We start from the raw sequence: 16,243 nt of genomic DNA, 5'->3' as shown, positions 1-16,243 counted from the left end.
GATGACCATCCGTTATGAATCTGTGGAAAATTTAATTACATTAATAAAAAATAAAGAAATTAAACCTTCACAAATAGTGAACGATATCTATGATGCAATTGAAGAAATTGATCCAACAATTAATTCATTTCTTGCATTAGATAAAGATAATGCTTTTAAAAAAGCACAGGAATTAGATGAATTACAAGCCAAAGACCAAATGGAAGGCAAACTCTTTGGTATTCCAATGGGAATTAAAGACAATATTATTACTGAAGGTGTAGAAACAACTTGCGCTAGTAAAATGTTAGAAGGATTTGTACCTATTTATGAATCCACAGTAATGAATAAATTACGCAATGAACAAGCTGTTTTAATCGGAAAATTAAACATGGATGAATTTGCAATGGGAGGTTCTACAGAAACTTCTTATTTCAAGAAGACGTTAAATCCATCTGATCACACAGCTGTTCCTGGTGGTTCATCTGGTGGTTCAGCAGCAGCTGTTGCAGCGGGATTAGTACCTTTTAGTTTAGGTTCAGATACTGGTGGCTCAATTCGTCAACCTGCAGCTTATTGCGGTATAGTAGGTTTAAAACCAACTTATGGTCGTGTATCACGTTTTGGTTTAGTAGCATTTGCGTCTTCATTAGACCAAATTGGACCGTTAACGCGTAATGTTAAAGATAATGCTTTAGTATTAGAAGCAATTACTGGTTTAGATGAAAATGATAGTACGAGTGCACCTGTAGAAGATGCAGACTTTACATCTGATATTGGTAAAGATATTCAAGGCCTTAAAGTGGCATTACCAAAAGAGTATCTTGGTGAAGGTATATCTGATGAAGTGAAAGCATCTGTGAAAAAAGCTGTTGAAACATTGAAAGAATTAGGTGCTACAGTAGAAGAAGTTTCATTACCGAATACGAAATATGGCATTCCTTCTTATTATGTAATCGCATCATCTGAAGCATCCTCAAACTTATCACGCTTTGATGGTATCAGATACGGTTATCATTCTCCAGAAGCAAATTCACTTGAAGAATTATATAAAATGTCAAGAAGTGAAGGATTTGGTGAAGAGGTTAAACGTCGTATTTTCCTTGGCACATTTGCACTAAGTTCAGGATACTATGATGCGTTCTATAAGAAATCACAAAAAGTTAGAACATTAATAAAAAACGATTTTGATCGTATTTTTGATAACTATGATGTTGTAGTTGGGCCAACAACACCAACAACTGCATTTAATATAGGTGAAGAAATCGATGATCCACTTACAATGTATGCGAATGACTTACTAACAACACCAGTTAACTTAGCTGGTTTGCCAGGTATATCTATTCCTTGTGGTAAAGCGAATGGACGTCCTATTGGTTTGCAATTTATTGGTAAACCTTTTGATGAGAAAACATTATATCGTGTCGCTTTCCAATATGAATCAAAATTTAATTTGCATAATGAATACGAAAATTTATAAGGAGTGGAAATCATGCATTTTGAAACAGTTATTGGACTAGAGGTCCATGTTGAGTTAAAAACAGAATCTAAAATGTTTTCTCCATCGCCAGCACATTTTGGAGCGAAACCTAACTCAAACACAAACGTAATTGATTTGGCTTACCCTGGAGTATTACCAGTTGTCAACAGACGTGCCGTTGATTGGGCGATGAGAGCGTCAATGGCATTAAATATGGATATTGCAACAGAATCAAAATTTGATCGAAAAAACTATTTCTATCCTGATAATCCTAAAGCATATCAAATTTCACAATTTGACCAACCAATAGGTGAAAATGGTTATATTGATATTGAAGTAGACGGTGAAACAAGACGTATAGGTATCACACGCTTACACATGGAAGAAGATGCTGGTAAATCAACACATAAAGATGGTTATTCATTGGTTGACTTGAATAGACAAGGTACACCATTGATTGAAATTGTGTCTGAGCCAGATATTCGTTCACCACAAGAAGCATATGCCTATTTAGAAAAATTACGTTCGATTATTCAATATACTGGTGTGTCAGATTGTAAAATGGAAGAAGGTTCACTACGTTGTGATGCCAATATTTCTTTACGCCCATACGGTCAAGAAGAATTTGGAACAAAAGCAGAGCTGAAAAATCTAAACTCCTTTACTTATGTACGTAAAGGGTTAGAATATGAAGAAAAACGTCAAGAAGAAGAATTGTTGAATGGTGGAGAAATCTTACAAGAAACGAGACGTTTTGATGAATCTACAGGTAAAACAATTCTTATGCGTGTGAAAGAAGGGTCAGACGATTATCGTTACTTCCCAGAACCAGATATCGTACCTTTATATGTTGACGATGAATGGAAAGAACGCGTACGTCAAACAATTCCTGAATTACCAGATGAACGAAAAGAAAAATACGTGAATCAATTTGGTTTACCAGCATATGATGCACACGTGATTACATTAACAAAAGAAATGTCTGATTTCTTTGAAGGTGCCGTAGCAGAAGGTGCTGATGTAAAATTAACTTCCAACTGGTTAATGGGTGGCGTAAACGAATACTTGAATAAACATCAAATAGAATTATTAGATACAAAACTTACACCACAAAATCTTGCTGGTATGATTAAATTAATTGAAGATGGCACAATGAGCAGTAAAATCGCTAAAAAAGTCTTCCCAGAACTAGCTGAAAATGGTGGAGATGCAAAACAAATTATGGAAGATAAAGGTTTAGTCCAAATCTCTGACGAAGCGACACTTCTTAAATTTGTAAATGAAGCATTAGACAATAACCCACAATCAGTTGAAGACTATCAAAATGGTAAGGGTAAAGCAATGGGCTTCTTAGTAGGTCAAATTATGAAAGCTTCAAAAGGTCAAGCTAACCCACAATTAGTGAATCAATTATTAAAACAAGAGTTAGATAAAAGATAACAATATCATTTGTATTTTAAACGGTTATAATCTAATTAATGAAGAGCCCGAGATATAAACATCTTGGATAAAGTATTAAACGTCAATTTCTATAACAAAATAGGAATTGACGTTTTTTTATAAAATTTTAAGCGCGCATTGAACTACTACTTTTTAATACGATTTTATAAATTGCTAAATTCAAGGGATAGTATGTGTGAAATACTATAAGAACGATCGATATATCAGACAAGGTATGATACGCAGTCAAAATCTTAAATTTAATATATAAGAACACTAATTTAAATTATGGATAGTGCCATGTTTTGAGAATAGGAATGAAAGTTTCAATTTCTTTAATATTAAGTAGTATATTATAATTTCTTTTTGAAAATAGCCTAAATGCTTTTATCATTTAACTAAATCATTTAATATATATACTGAGTATAAAAAGTTGAGGGATAAAATATGAGAAAACGAGCTAGAATCATTTATAACCCAACATCTGGTAAAGAATTGTTTAAACGAACATTGCCAGATGTGTTAATAAAATTAGAAAAGGCCGGTTTTGAAACGAGTGCCTACGCAACTGAAAAAATTGGTGATGCAACAACTGAAGCTAAACGTTGTTTAACACAAGATTATGATGTTTTAATAGCTGCAGGTGGCGATGGGACGCTCAATGAAGTCATCAATGGTATAGCAGAACATCCAAATAGACCTAAGATTGGAATCATCCCAATGGGAACTGTAAATGATTTTGGGCGTGCATTGCATTTACCCAACGATATTATGAGTGCGATTGATGTGATTATAGAAGGCCATTCAACGCGCGTTGATATTGGAAAAATGAATAGTAGATATTTTATTAATTTAGCTGCAGGGGGACAATTAACACAGGTATCTTATGAAACACCAAGTAGATTGAAATCAATTGTTGGTCCTTTTGCGTATTATATTAAAGGATTTGAAATGTTGCCTCAGATGAAAGCTGTTGATTTACGTATCGAATATGATGATGAGGTATTTCAGGGAGAGGCGCTCTTATTTTTATTAGGTTTGACCAACTCTATGGCAGGATTTGAAAAATTAGTGCCTGATGCCAAATTAGATGATGGTTATTTCACCTTGATTATAGTGGAAAAAGCGAATTTAGCAGAGTTAGGGCATATTATGACCCTTGCTTCAAGAGGTGAGCATATTAAACATCCTAAAGTACATTATAAAAAAGCAAAATCAATCAATATCTCTTCATTTATAGATATGCAATTAAATGTGGACGGTGAATATGGTGGTAAATTACCCGGAAACTTCTTGAATTTAAAACAGCATATTGAAGTTTATACACCAAGTGATATTAAAAATGAGGAGCTAGTTGAGCAATAACAAATAAAATATTAAAATAAATCGTAATCGTGAACTAGTTTAAATAAGTTAAAATGAATCTTCAAAAACGTTAATAGACAAAGAGGTTAGGTAAAGAGACAAATAGCCTAACCTCTTTTATATGGGGTGATAATATGAGCATATTACAAAAAAATGAAATCTTAGAAGGACACGTAATTGATTTAACACATGAAGGACACGGTGTTGTAAAGTTAGATCGGTATCCTGTGTTCATTCCTAATACTTTAATAGATGAAACGATTAAATTTAAAGTGATTAAAGTTAAAAAGAATTTTGCAATAGGTAAATTAATAGAAATTAAAGAACAAAGTAAAGAACGTGTTGAGCCGCCATGTGTATATTATTACAAATGCGGAGGCTGTCAATTACAACATATGACATACCAAGCTCAATTGAATATGAAAAAAGAACAGGTAATTAATTTGTTTCATCGAAAAGCAGATTTTAAAGATACGATTATTAATGAGACAGTTGGTATGGAAAATCCTTGGTATTATCGAAATAAATCACAAATACCTATTGGAAAGCATAAAGACGGAGAGATTATCTCAGGTTTTTATAGACAAAGAAGTCACGATATTATAGATATGGAAAGTTGTTTAATTCAAGACCAATTGCATCAAGAAGTTATGAACCAACTTAAAGTTTGGTTTAACGAATTAAATATTAGCATTTATAATGAGCATAAAAAACAAGGGCTTATGAGACATGTTGTCATTCGTACTGGACACCATACAAGAGAATTAATGGTGATCTTTGTGACCAATGGCAAGAAGTTTAAACAGAGTGATTTACTTGTGCAAAAATTAGTTAAAGCATTTCCTGAAATTACGAGTATAAAGCATAATGTCAATAATACTCATTCAAATGTAATATTAGGAGCGGAATCTAATACGCTATATGGTAAGACAACAATCAATGATAAATTATCAGACGTTACCTTCAAAATAAGTGATCAGTCTTTTTATCAAATTAATTCGATACAAACTGAAAAATTGTATCAACTTGCGATTGAATACGCAAACTTAAAGCAGGATGATGTTGTCTTGGATACTTACTGTGGTATCGGAACGATAGGTTTATATATGGCACCAAAAGCGAAACATGTTTATGGTGTAGAAGTTGTATCAGAAGCCATTGAAGATGCTAAACAAAATGCGACTATAAACCAATTTGAAAATACTACTTTTGTCTGTGGTAAGGCAGAAGAGGTTATATTAAAATGGAAATCACAAGGAATTAAACCTGATGTAGTGATGGTTGATCCGCCTAGAAAAGGCTGTGACGAAACATTTTTAAAAACATTATTAGAATTAAACCCAAGAAAAATTGTCTATATTTCATGTAATCCTTCAACACAACAACGTGATGCGCAATATTTAGCACAACATTACAAACTAACGAAGATTACACCCGTAGATATGTTTCCTCATACAACACATGTTGAAACGGTTGCTCAATTCAATCGTATATAAAACATAGGTTAATAGATAAGCATGATTTAATAAATATTGTGTAAAGTTAATTAATCTGTTGTTTACTCAGTGTTGCAGTTTATTTCATTGTAAGAAGATTTGTTAAAATTCAATTACAAGTCATTAACTTTGTTCAATAGCTCTTTCTAAGTGGTTAAAATCATTGTATACTTTAGGTAACAACAAAGCATTTGGAGGGTTGCTAATGTTTAAAATTGAGTTGTTTTCTAATAAAAAGTTATTAGAAGGATTCTTACTATTCCAATTAACAATAGTAATGATCAGTATATTGTTATCATATAAATTTGCTTATTTATTTGCTTCAGTTATAGAGCAAAATATCTTATTTAATTTATTGTATGGTATTTTAGGCTTTACAATTGTTTATTTCTTACATGAATTGATTCATAACTTAATGTTTCGAATTTTATCAAAAGGTCGAAAACCTATTTATCGTGTTAAATATGGTTTGATAAAGTCACATATGCCACAAGTTTATTTCAAAAAATGGTAATATAGCTTAATTATGTTAGCCCCTTTAATTATTATATCATCCATTTTATTTATCATATTTTTTATTACGCTTTATTCATCTATCATATTTATTACAAGTTTTCATATTGGATATTGTGTTGTAGATTTGTATTTACTTTCAGGTGTGTTAAATGAAAAAGTGGAAGTCATAGAAGATACTGAGGATGGTATTAAATATTATACAAAAAACCCTTCAATTGAATTGCAAACTGAACCAAAATCATAAGCATTAATTAATCTGAGTTAGTATTACTGCTAAATACATAATTATCATTATAGATGATATCGTATTTAAGAAGCGGATAGCTAACTCTTTTTTGTTTGTTTTACTATAATGAGCATATATTATGTAACAAAATCATTTAGATTGTAATATAAATAACAATAATATAATTATATAAGTTTAAAAAGGGAGGTGTGTGCATTGACAGAAAGAAGAATTATTCATATAGATATGGATTATTTCTTTGCTCAAGTAGAAATAAGGGATAATCCAAAGTTAAAAGGGAAACCAGTCATCGTTGGTGGAAAAGCGAGCGGTAGAGGCGTGGTGTCAACAGCTTCGTATGAAGCAAGAAAATATGGTGTTCATTCTGCAATGCCCACTGCACAAGCACATAAATTATGTCCGAATGGTTTTTATGTACCTCCTAGATTTGAAGCTTATAAAGAAGCTTCAAACACAATTATGAATATTTTTAAAAGTTACACTGAAATCGTTGAACCATTGTCATTGGATGAAGCATATTTAGACATTACGCATTTAGTCCGTCCTGATTTACCAGCGTCTATGATTGCACAATATATACGTAGAGATATATACGAAGCTACCCAATTAACGTCCTCTGCAGGTGTTTCTTATAATAAATTTTTGGCAAAATTAGCGAGCGGTATGAATAAGCCTAACGGTTTAACCATTATTGATTATAAAAATGTACATGAAATATTAATGGGCTTAGATATAGGTGATTTTCCAGGAGTGGGCAAAGCTTCTAAAGAAAAAATGCATGAGCATAAAATTTATAATGGCCAAGATTTATATAACCAAAGTGAGCGTGAATTAATTCGTCTTTTTGGAAAACGCGGTTATGGATTGTACAATAAGGCGAGAGGTATAGATAATAATGAAGTGAAAGCCACAAGAATTAGAAAGTCAGTTGGCACAGAACGCACCTTTGCAACAGACGTTAATGATGATGATCAAATTCTTCAAAAAATTTGGGAATTAAGTCATAAAACAGCTGAACGTTTAGCCAGAATTCAAAAATCTGGCAAAACTGTCACTGTTAAAATTAAAACTTTTAAATTTGAAACTTTGTCAAAACAAAGAAGTTTGAGAGATCCCATAAGAAATGAGACGGATATTTATAACATTGCTTATAGTTTATATACTGAACTCAAAGATTCAGAAACACCAATTAGACTTGTGGGTGTTACAGTAGGTAACTTAGAAAAAGCAACATATGAAAACATGACAATTTATGACTATATATAAATGAAATACCATGGAAATAAATTCTGATTTTGAATAAACTAATCTTTATCTTTTAACTGCTTACCAAATATTGATAATATACTATTCAAATCATCATAGTGTTTTAATAATCGAAATGTAATCATTGCGCATGCTTTGGCATCATTTAAAGCATCGTGATGACCGTGAAAATCTAGATTGTAATAATGCATCATATGGTTCAACCCATAACGATGATTATTTACTGTCTTTCTTGATAGTTGTAGTGAACAAAAATAAGTGATTGTTGGTGTGTCTTGGCCAATTTGCTTAATGCTGTCATATAAAACATTCATATCAAATGCAGCATTATGAGCAACTACTGGTAACCCATCAATAAATTGCATCATATATGGATATACTGAGTCAAATGTCGGCGCATCTTTTACATCATTTGGATTAATACCATGTACGGCAATGTTTTGTTTTGAAAAATAGTCATTTGGATTAACCAGTGTATAAAAAGATTCTGTGATTTGATGATTGATAACTTTGACCATTCCCACTGAACATATACTCGTTCTTTTTCCGTTTGCAGTTTCAAAATCTAAAGCAATATAAGCATTGGCTGTCATCAAGCAAGAACCCTTTCTCTTATAGAATATGTTATGACTTTATATAATTCTCTTTTCGAAGTCAAGTGAGTAAAATCACTTAAACTTAATAGATGACCAACAGTCCCTTGCTACTAACAGAAAATGACTTAAAAAAGCATGCCAATCATGTTGGCATGCTTCTGTATATTCATCATTAATTTAAAAATTGTTAGCGTATTAACGCTATGCCTCATCTTCATTAAATGAACGTGCAGCTAATTCTTTCTCATATAAATATAAAGTGTTACTATCATCACCGATACGGTTTAAATAATCAATATGTGTATCAAACATTGATTCTTCTTCGACTTGTTCATCTAGGAACCAATTTAAAAATGAAATTGTGGCATAATCTTTATCTTTATTAGCTAGGTCAGATAAGTTGTAAAATCTACGTGTTACATCTTGTTCTTGAGCTAAGCCATCTTCAAAAGTTTCTAAGATACTTGTGAATTCAGATTTAGGTGCTGGTATTGAATTAAATATTGCTTGTTCACCACGATCATTGATATAATCATAAATTTTCTTACCATGAAATCTTTCTTCTTTTGCCTGCTGAATATAGAAATTAGCAAAGCCTTCGTAGGACTTGCTATCACAATATGCAGCCATTGCCATATAAGCATGTGCAGCAAAATATTCGTGGTTCATTTGTTCATTTAATGCATCTAATAATTCTTTATTCAACATAAGTAATAGCCTCCATGTATCAGTTTTCATTAGTATAGCAAATTTATTCTCATTCGTAAATAATAATTATTCTAATCTGAAGAAAGCGAAAGATATTTGCATTGAGAATTGTTTGGAATACAACTTAATCGTGTTATAATATTTGAGTGAATAGTAGAGGAGGAAGTAGATGAGACAATGGACTGCAACACGTCTAGCGAGACTGGCAAGACAAGTAAGTCGTACTGTTGGGAAAAAGGGAACAGACTTACCAGGACAAGTCGCTAGAAAAGTGGATAAAAATATTTTAAGAGAATTAGCATCTCATGTAGATGAGATTGTATTTATAAGTGGTACAAACGGGAAAACGACTACATCAAATTTAATAGGTCATACTTTGAAAGAGAATCAAATAGAAATCATACATAATAATGAAGGTGCCAATATGGCTGCTGGCATTACATCAGCCTTTATTTTGCAAATTAAAAAAAACACAAAAATTGCAGTTATTGAAATTGATGAAGGTTCAATACCAAGAGTACTTAATGAAGTTACGCCTACGATGATGGTGGTTACTAATTTCTTCCGTGATCAAATGGATCGATTTGGGGAAATCGATATTATGGTAAATAATATTGCCAAAGCAATTGATAATAAAGGGATAAAATTATTGTTAAATGCTGATGATCCATTTGTGAGTAGATTAAAAATAGCGAGTGACACTGTTAATTATTATGGAATGCAAAAGCACGCGCATGATTTTGAACAAAGTTCTATGAATGAAAGTAGATATTGTCCTAATTGTGGTCGCTTATTACATTATGATTATATTCATTATAATCAATTAGGCCATTATTATTGTGAATGTGGCTTTAGACGAGAAAACTCAAAATATGAAGTAACTCAATTTGATTTAACACCTTTTATTAATTTAAATGTTGGGACTACTACATTTAATATGAAAATTGCAGGCGATTTTAATGCATATAATGCAATTGCTGCTTATACCGTGCTCAGAGAACTTGGATTAAATGACGCGTCAATTCGAAAAGGTTTTGAAACTTATACTTCTGATAATGGCAGAATGCAGTATTTTAAAAAAGGTACGAAAGAAGCAATGATCAATCTAGCTAAGAACCCTGCAGGTATGAATGCAAGTCTCTCAGTTGGTGATCGGATAGAAGGGAACAAAGTTTATGTCATCAGTTTAAATGATTATGCTGCAGATGGACGTGACACATCATGGATTTATGATGCTGACTTTGAAAAATTAGCGAATCAACAGATAGAAGCTATAATAGTTACAGGTACACGAGCAGAAGAGCTACAATTGAGATTAAAGCTTGCAGAGATAGATGTACCAGTTATTTTAGAAAATGATATCTATAAAGCGACTGCGAAAACAATGGAATATACTAATAGTTTTACTGTAGCAATACCTAACTATACTTCGCTTGCTCCAATGTTAAAACAATTGAATCACTCTTTTGAGGAGGATAACGTAAAATGAATGAGTTGACGGTCTATCACTTTATGCCTGATAAATTAAATTTGTACAGTGATATAGGGAATATCATTGCACTTAAACAACGTGCAAAACGCCGTAATATCACTTTGAAAGTTGTAGATATTAATCAGACAGATAATGTTACTTTTGATGAATGTGATATCTTCTTTATAGGTGGAGGTAGTGACAGAGAACAAGCATTAGCGACATTAGAATTGAGTAAAATAAAAAATAAGTTAAAAGCTGCTATTGAAGATGGTTTGCCTGGTTTAACTATATGTGGTGGTTACCAGTTTTTAGGACGTAAATACATTACACCAGATGGTACTGAATTAGACGGTTTAAATATTTTAGATTTTTATACAGAATCTAAAAAAAATCGTTTGACAGGGGATATCGTTATTGAAAGTAATACTTTTGGTACAATTGTAGGATTTGAAAATCATGGGGGCCGTACTTATCATAATTACGGAACTTTAGGTGAAGTTACTCATGGCTTTGGTAATAATGATGACGATGCTAAAGAAGGCATTCATTACAAGAATCTACTAGGTACTTATTTACATGGACCGATATTACCTAAAAATCATGAAATTACAGATTATCTATTAGAAAAAGCATGCGAACGTAAAGGCATTGTATTTGAACCGAAAGAATTAGACAATTCAGAGGAAGAAGCAGCTAAGAAGGTAATTGTTGAGCGCGTTTCTCAACAAAAATAGTAAAGATTTAACTCGTATGAATAAAATAAATCACAGCCTAGGACAAAATGTTCTAGGCTGTTTTGTTGATGTAACAATATTTAATTGATTATATTAGGCAAATCGATTATTTAAAATTCTATAAATTAATAGTATTTCATAGACAATATGACTTTTTAATTGATTTTTATCAAACTCATCTAAACCTTTGACAGTGGATTTAAGTAACGACGCTGATTTTGGATGACGTTCAAAATGTCCAGTTCTATGTATGTTATTTATACTCTCAGCAATATTTAGGATGGCAAGTTGCTCATCTTTAGTAAAAGTAACTTGTGTATCTTTTGGTAAAAAAACTAAGTTAGATAAGTGCGTTATAAACAAGCGATTTGTATGTGTTCGTGTAGTTAAAGATTTTAAACGAATCCATTCTGAATTGTGGTGTTTGTGATAACTGAGCTCATCTTTTTGATAAGAAAGTAACGTCTCGACTTTTTGGTTTAAATTTAATAATGTGGTTAATTGTTGATTGGTCGTTCCATTAAAAAATTTACCAATAACAAGTTGGCGCATACGCTTATGAAATAATGCGTACATTTTTTCTTCAGTTTGAGTAATAGCATCCTCCAATTGATCATAATATTTGGGAGGTAAGACAATAAAGTTTACTAGGCCCGCTGTAACTAATCCAATAATTGCCGTTAATAACCTGGAGAAGAAATTAAAGTAGTAAGCATCATGTATGCCCGGAATCATAGCCATTGCAGTTAAAGTTGCTACAGTTGTACCTACTTGTAAATTTAATTTTGTACAAAGAATAATTGTGAATGTTGCACTAAATGCATAGGCAAAAGCAGATTGATCGCCAAAAATAAAAGTAAATATAACGGCAAACAACGCACCGATAATTGTTGCAGGTAGTCTTCTATAACCTTTTATTAACGATGCCTTAGCGGTTGGTTCAATTGTGACAATAGCTGTTAATATAGCAAAAATTGGATTTAAGTTTAAAGCTAAACAAAAAAGAGCAGTTAAAAATGTAGCTAAACCTGTTTTCAAAGTTCGTGCACCAATAATATTTTTATACCAAGAATCATTCATATTAAAACTCCTATAAAAATAAACGTTTAATGATTTAACCAGAATTGTAAAAGTGGTTATGTCATTATTTGGTTAAAATGTTAAACTATATATGATAAAAATTTTCTAATTTATTATATCAAAAAAAGTCTGCTATAATAAGAAAGAATATAATTTACAAAAAGGAACGGGATAAAATGATTGTAAAAACAGAAGAAGAATTAACAGCACTAAAAGATATTGGATATATCTGCGCACTAGTTAGAGACAAAATGCAAGAAGCTACTACACCTGGCATCACTACTAAAGAACTTGATGATATCGCAAAAGATTTATTTAAAGAGCACGGTGCTATCTCAGCACCAATTCATGATGAAAACTTTCCAGGTCAAACTTGTATCAGCGTTAATGAAGAAGTGGCACATGGTATCCCTGGAAAACGAAAAATTCGTGAGGGCGACTTAGTAAATATTGATGTTTCTGCATTGAAAAATGGGTATTATGCTGACACTGGTATTTCATTTGTAGTTGGTGAAGCGGATAATCCATTGAAACAAAAAGTTTGTGATGTTGCTTTAGAAGCATTTGAAGCAGCTATGACAAAAATCAAACCTGGTGCAAAGCTGAGCCAAATTGGTAAAGCAGTTCACGCAACTGCACGTAAAAATGATTTAACTGTAATTAAAAATTTAACAGGTCATGGTGTTGGTCAATCATTACATGAATCTCCAAGCCATGTGATGAATTATTATGATCCAAAAGATAAAACTTTGCTTAAAGAAGGTACTGTGATTGCGGTTGAGCCATTTATTTCTTCAAAAGCTACATTTGTCACAGAAGGTAAGAATGAATGGGCATTTGAAACTCAAGATAAAAGCTTTGTTGCTCAAATTGAACATACGGTGATAGTAACAAAAGAAGGACCAGTTTTAACTACTAAAATAGATTAGAATAAGTTTCGGTCTAAAGTCCTAATATAAGATGGTTCCGGAGCCTATACTAATGGTTCCGGAAATTTTTTATAATAGAATCTAATCAATCATGAGGTGATTCTATGAATTATATTACGACTTATCTAGAAAAAATGACTAAACAAACCTTTTATTCAAGTTTAATTGAATACAGACAATATCTTGATAAAAAATTAAGAAGTATAGAAATGTACATAAATTATCTATTTGAAAGAAAAACTTATGTAGCTAGATTAATAGATCATTTAACATTATCTTTAGAAAATAAGTATATCGACATTTTAGATGAATCTGATATTGAATGTGCACAAGAGATTGAGCACTATGATATAGAAAAAATTAAAAATGATTTGAATGAAATGGAAGCAGACTACGCACGTATTGTAGCCGATTTATCACAACAGGCAAAGGAAAAAGTGAATGTTGAAACAGAATGTGATTTAATCGAACAAATTAGTTTAGTCGCTTGAAGAAAGGTGGCGAAACATGACTCATAAATATATATCAACTGAAATGTTGATTGTGTTTACAGCATTAATGATAATAGCTAATTTCTACTATATTTTCTTTGAAAAAATAGGTTTTATTTTTGTATTATTACTAGGCTGCATATTGGTTTATGTAGGATATTTATATTTTCATAAAATACGAGGGTTATTAGCGTTTTGGATAGGGGTATTACTTATTGCTTTTACTTTACTATCCAATAAATACACAATTATCATATTATTTATATTTTTAATTGTGTTAATTGTGAGATATATATTTTATAGGTTCAAACCTTTGAAAATTATTGCGACAGAAGAGGCAGTAGAATCTCCAGAATTTATTAAGCAAAAGTGGTTTGGTGAACAACGTACACCTATTTATGTTTATAAATGGGAAGATTTACAAATACAGCATGGTATTGGTGACATTCATATAGATATGTCTAAAGCTGCTAATATTAGAGAACATAATACTGTAGTAATCAGACATTTTTTAGGTAAAGTGCAAATTATTGTGCCTTTAAATTACAATATAAAATTACATTTTTCAGCACTTTATGGTAATGCATATGTTAATGAAACATCATATAAAGTTGAAAACAACAATATTAAAGTTGTTGAAGAAACAAAAGAAGATAATTATGCTGTTAATGTCTATTTGTCAACATTTATTGGAGATGTTGAGGTGATTTATAAATGAATCACTACATAAGAGCAATAGGATCAATGTTGATATTAGTTTATAGTACATTTTTCGCTATGTTTTTTATAGATAAAGTTTTTGTGAATATTATATATTTTCAAGGCATGATTTATACGCAAATCTTTGGAATACCAGTTTTACTATTTATCAACTTATTAGTTATATTACTTTGCATCATTGTTGGCTCAGTATTAGCGTATAAAATCAATCAACAAAATCATTGGTTACAAGACCAAATTGAGCGTTCTATAGAAGGACAAACAGTAGGTATCAATGATCAAAATATAGAATTATATAATGAAACAATTGAATTATATCAAACGCTTGTACCGCTCAATCAAGAAGTTCATAGATTGCGTTTAAAAACACAAAATTTAACGAATGAATCATATAATATGAACGATGTGAAAGTTAAAAAAATAATTGAAGACGAAAGACAAAGACTGGCTCGAGAGTTACATGATTCCGTAAGCCAGCAATTGTTTGCAGCAAGTATGATGCTCTCTGCTATTAAAGAAACTGATTTGAAAGCACCTTTAGATCAACAAATTCCAGTATTGGAAAAAATGATCCAAGATTCACAGTTAGAAATGCGTGCCTTGCTATTGCATTTAAGACCAATTGGCTTGAAAGATAAATCACTTGGCCAAGGTATCAAAGATTTAGTGGTTGATTTGCAGAAAAAGGTGCCTATGAAAGTTGTACATGATATTGAAGAATTCGACGTACCCAAAGGTATAGAAGATCATTTATTTAGAATTACACAAGAAGCAATTTCAAATACATTAAGACATTCAAAAGGGACAAAAGTTACAATTGAATTGTTTAATAGAGAAGAATATTTATTATTACGTATACAAGATGATGGTAAAGGCTTTAATGTAGATGATAAGGTAGAACAAAGCTATGGGTTAAAAAATATGCGCGAACGAGCACTTGAAATAGGCGCAACGTTTCATATAGTATCACTGCCAGATTCAGGAACACGAATTGAAGTCAAAGCCCCATTAAATAAGGAGGATTCATATGCCGATTAAAGTATTATTTGTTGATGATCATGAGATGGTCAGAATTGGTATTTCTAGTTATTTATCTACTCAACCAGATATAGAAGTAGTCGGAGAAGGGCAATCGGGTAAAGATGCAATTGAAAAAGCACATGAACTAAAACCTGATTTAATTTTAATGGACTTACTGATGGATGATATGGATGGCGTAGAAGCTACAGAACAAATTAAGAAAGATTTGCCACACATTAAAGTTGTTATGCTAACAAGTTATATTGAAGATAATGAAGTGTACCGCGCGCTAGATTCTGGTGTAGATAGCTATATTTTAAAAACAACAAGTGCCAGTGATATCGCTGAAGCAATACGCAAAACATATCGTGATGAATCTGTATTTGAAGCAGAAGTGTTGGTTAAAATGAGAAATCGTATGAAACAACGCGCTGAATTATATGAGATGTTAACTGAACGTGAAATGGAAATATTATTATTGATTGCAAAAGGGTACTCAAACCAAGAAATTGCCAGTGCTTCACATATTACAATCAAAACAGTTAAAACACATGTGAGTAACGTATTGAGTAAATTAGAAGTACAAGATAGAACTCAAGCTGTAATCTATGCATTTCAACATAATTTAATACAATAAAAAAAGCTAAAACCTAAGCAGAGATACAATACTGTGTGCCTAGGTTTTAGCTTTTTTAAATTTAT

Annotated in this window: 17 protein-coding genes; 14 read left to right on the top strand and 3 right to left on the bottom strand. The window is 31.6% G+C overall.

What is annotated here, in order from left to right:
- The first annotated feature begins 1 nt into the window (after nt 1).
- The 7 genes from gatA to dinB all read left to right on the top strand — a co-directional run bounded on the left by gatA (nt 2) and on the right by dinB (nt 7,789).
- Nucleotides 2-1,459 (top strand): Asp-tRNA(Asn)/Glu-tRNA(Gln) amidotransferase subunit GatA, encoded by a 1,458-nt coding sequence (gene gatA / locus CD032_RS00465; protein ID WP_103211100.1) that lies wholly within the window; start codon nt 2-4, stop codon nt 1,457-1,459.
- Nucleotides 1,460-1,471: 12 nt separating this feature from the next.
- Nucleotides 1,472-2,899: an Asp-tRNA(Asn)/Glu-tRNA(Gln) amidotransferase subunit GatB gene (gatB, locus tag CD032_RS00460; RefSeq protein WP_019469601.1), complete on the top strand. Its 1,428-nt coding sequence runs from the start codon at nt 1,472-1,474 to the stop codon at nt 2,897-2,899.
- Nucleotides 2,900-3,346: 447 nt separating this feature from the next.
- Nucleotides 3,347-4,264: a diacylglycerol kinase gene (locus CD032_RS00455; protein WP_040029807.1), complete on the top strand. Its 918-nt coding sequence runs from the start codon at nt 3,347-3,349 to the stop codon at nt 4,262-4,264.
- A 134-nt stretch (nt 4,265-4,398) separates the two neighbouring features.
- The gene (rlmD, locus tag CD032_RS00450; RefSeq protein ID WP_019469603.1) at nt 4,399-5,760 is read left to right on the top strand and encodes a 23S rRNA (uracil(1939)-C(5))-methyltransferase RlmD; all 1,362 of its coding nucleotides are present in this window, start codon (nt 4,399-4,401) and stop codon (nt 5,758-5,760) included.
- Between the two features lie 205 nt (nt 5,761-5,965).
- Nucleotides 5,966-6,274 (top strand): hypothetical protein, encoded by a 309-nt coding sequence (locus tag CD032_RS13200; protein WP_019469604.1) that lies wholly within the window; start codon nt 5,966-5,968, stop codon nt 6,272-6,274.
- Nucleotides 6,275-6,286: 12 nt separating this feature from the next.
- Nucleotides 6,287-6,520, top strand: coding sequence for a metalloprotease family protein (locus CD032_RS13195; protein ID WP_019469605.1), 234 nt, complete (start codon nt 6,287-6,289; stop codon nt 6,518-6,520).
- A 198-nt stretch (nt 6,521-6,718) separates the two neighbouring features.
- Nucleotides 6,719-7,789: a DNA polymerase IV gene (gene dinB / locus CD032_RS00440; protein ID WP_040029808.1), complete on the top strand. Its 1,071-nt coding sequence runs from the start codon at nt 6,719-6,721 to the stop codon at nt 7,787-7,789.
- A 38-nt stretch (nt 7,790-7,827) separates the two neighbouring features.
- On the opposite strand, the gene CD032_RS00435 is transcribed toward dinB, so the two are convergent.
- Nucleotides 7,828-8,382 carry a 3'-5' exonuclease gene (locus CD032_RS00435; RefSeq protein ID WP_019469607.1) on the bottom strand — a complete coding sequence of 185 codons (555 nt, stop codon included), beginning with the start codon at nt 8,380-8,382 and terminating at the stop codon, nt 7,828-7,830.
- 204 nt (nt 8,383-8,586) lie between these two features.
- Complete coding sequence (locus CD032_RS00430; RefSeq protein ID WP_019469608.1) at nt 8,587-9,093, bottom strand: ferritin; 507 nt, start codon at nt 9,091-9,093, stop codon at nt 8,587-8,589.
- A gap of 169 nt (nt 9,094-9,262) precedes the next feature.
- On the opposite strand from CD032_RS00430, the gene murT reads away from it, so the two are divergent.
- Both murT and gatD read left to right on the top strand, forming a co-directional pair.
- Nucleotides 9,263-10,582, top strand: coding sequence for a lipid II isoglutaminyl synthase subunit MurT (gene murT / locus CD032_RS00425; RefSeq protein ID WP_019469609.1), 1,320 nt, complete (start codon nt 9,263-9,265; stop codon nt 10,580-10,582).
- Nucleotides 10,579-11,301 (top strand): lipid II isoglutaminyl synthase subunit GatD, encoded by a 723-nt coding sequence (gene gatD, locus CD032_RS00420; RefSeq protein ID WP_019469610.1) that lies wholly within the window; start codon nt 10,579-10,581, stop codon nt 11,299-11,301. Before murT ends, gatD begins: the two co-directional genes overlap by 4 nt.
- 93 nt (nt 11,302-11,394) lie before the next feature.
- Here the strand turns inward: gatD and CD032_RS00415 are convergent, their stop codons facing one another.
- Nucleotides 11,395-12,381 carry an FUSC family protein gene (locus tag CD032_RS00415; protein ID WP_019469611.1) on the bottom strand — a complete coding sequence of 329 codons (987 nt, stop codon included), beginning with the start codon at nt 12,379-12,381 and terminating at the stop codon, nt 11,395-11,397.
- Nucleotides 12,382-12,557: 176 nt separating this feature from the next.
- Here CD032_RS00415 and map point away from each other — a divergent pair, with 176 nt between their 5' ends.
- The 5 genes from map (at nt 12,558) to vraR (ending at nt 16,178) form a co-directional block, all read left to right on the top strand.
- Nucleotides 12,558-13,310 (top strand): type I methionyl aminopeptidase, encoded by a 753-nt coding sequence (map, locus tag CD032_RS00410; protein ID WP_019469612.1) that lies wholly within the window; start codon nt 12,558-12,560, stop codon nt 13,308-13,310.
- A 104-nt stretch (nt 13,311-13,414) separates the two neighbouring features.
- Nucleotides 13,415-13,801, top strand: coding sequence for a hypothetical protein (locus CD032_RS00405; protein ID WP_019469613.1), 387 nt, complete (start codon nt 13,415-13,417; stop codon nt 13,799-13,801).
- A gap of 16 nt (nt 13,802-13,817) precedes the next feature.
- Nucleotides 13,818-14,519, top strand: a complete 702-nt coding sequence (gene vraT, locus CD032_RS00400) for a cell wall-active antibiotics response protein VraT (RefSeq protein ID WP_019469614.1) — start codon at nt 13,818-13,820, stop codon at nt 14,517-14,519.
- Nucleotides 14,516-15,559, top strand: coding sequence for a sensor histidine kinase VraS (gene vraS / locus CD032_RS00395; RefSeq protein WP_019469615.1), 1,044 nt, complete (start codon nt 14,516-14,518; stop codon nt 15,557-15,559). Before vraT ends, vraS begins: the two co-directional genes overlap by 4 nt.
- Nucleotides 15,549-16,178, top strand: coding sequence for a response regulator transcription factor VraR (vraR, locus tag CD032_RS00390; RefSeq protein ID WP_019469616.1), 630 nt, complete (start codon nt 15,549-15,551; stop codon nt 16,176-16,178). Before vraS ends, vraR begins: the two co-directional genes overlap by 11 nt.
- Nucleotides 16,179-16,243 lie beyond the last annotated feature (65 nt).

The sequence above is a fragment of the Staphylococcus cohnii subsp. cohnii genome, from assembly GCF_002902365.1.
In the GTDB taxonomy this organism is placed as follows: Bacteria; Bacillota; Bacilli; order Staphylococcales; family Staphylococcaceae; genus Staphylococcus; species Staphylococcus cohnii.
Note: the sequence above shows the minus strand (reverse complement) of the source record. Positions and strands in the feature narration are given on the sequence as shown.

What these genes read in the sequence shown, in the direction of transcription:
- gatA (WP_103211100.1), top strand. Translation starts at nt 2, where the DNA reads ATGACCATCCGTTATGAATCTGTGGAAAATTTAATTACATTAATAAAA.
- gatB (WP_019469601.1), top strand. Translation starts at nt 1,472, where the DNA reads ATGCATTTTGAAACAGTTATTGGACTAGAGGTCCATGTTGAGTTAAAA.
- CD032_RS00455 (WP_040029807.1), top strand. Translation starts at nt 3,347, where the DNA reads ATGAGAAAACGAGCTAGAATCATTTATAACCCAACATCTGGTAAAGAA.
- rlmD (WP_019469603.1), top strand. Translation starts at nt 4,399, where the DNA reads ATGAGCATATTACAAAAAAATGAAATCTTAGAAGGACACGTAATTGAT.
- CD032_RS13200 (WP_019469604.1), top strand. Translation starts at nt 5,966, where the DNA reads ATGTTTAAAATTGAGTTGTTTTCTAATAAAAAGTTATTAGAAGGATTC.
- CD032_RS13195 (WP_019469605.1), top strand. Translation starts at nt 6,287, where the DNA reads ATGTTAGCCCCTTTAATTATTATATCATCCATTTTATTTATCATATTT.
- CD032_RS00435 (WP_019469607.1), bottom strand. Translation starts at nt 8,382, where the DNA reads ATGACAGCCAATGCTTATATTGCTTTAGATTTTGAAACTGCAAACGGA.
- CD032_RS00430 (WP_019469608.1), bottom strand. Translation starts at nt 9,093, where the DNA reads ATGTTGAATAAAGAATTATTAGATGCATTAAATGAACAAATGAACCAC.
- murT (WP_019469609.1), top strand. Translation starts at nt 9,263, where the DNA reads ATGAGACAATGGACTGCAACACGTCTAGCGAGACTGGCAAGACAAGTA.
- gatD (WP_019469610.1), top strand. Translation starts at nt 10,579, where the DNA reads ATGAATGAGTTGACGGTCTATCACTTTATGCCTGATAAATTAAATTTG.
- CD032_RS00415 (WP_019469611.1), bottom strand. Translation starts at nt 12,381, where the DNA reads ATGAATGATTCTTGGTATAAAAATATTATTGGTGCACGAACTTTGAAA.
- map (WP_019469612.1), top strand. Translation starts at nt 12,558, where the DNA reads ATGATTGTAAAAACAGAAGAAGAATTAACAGCACTAAAAGATATTGGA.
- CD032_RS00405 (WP_019469613.1), top strand. Translation starts at nt 13,415, where the DNA reads ATGAATTATATTACGACTTATCTAGAAAAAATGACTAAACAAACCTTT.
- vraT (WP_019469614.1), top strand. Translation starts at nt 13,818, where the DNA reads ATGACTCATAAATATATATCAACTGAAATGTTGATTGTGTTTACAGCA.
- vraS (WP_019469615.1), top strand. Translation starts at nt 14,516, where the DNA reads ATGAATCACTACATAAGAGCAATAGGATCAATGTTGATATTAGTTTAT.
- vraR (WP_019469616.1), top strand. Translation starts at nt 15,549, where the DNA reads ATGCCGATTAAAGTATTATTTGTTGATGATCATGAGATGGTCAGAATT.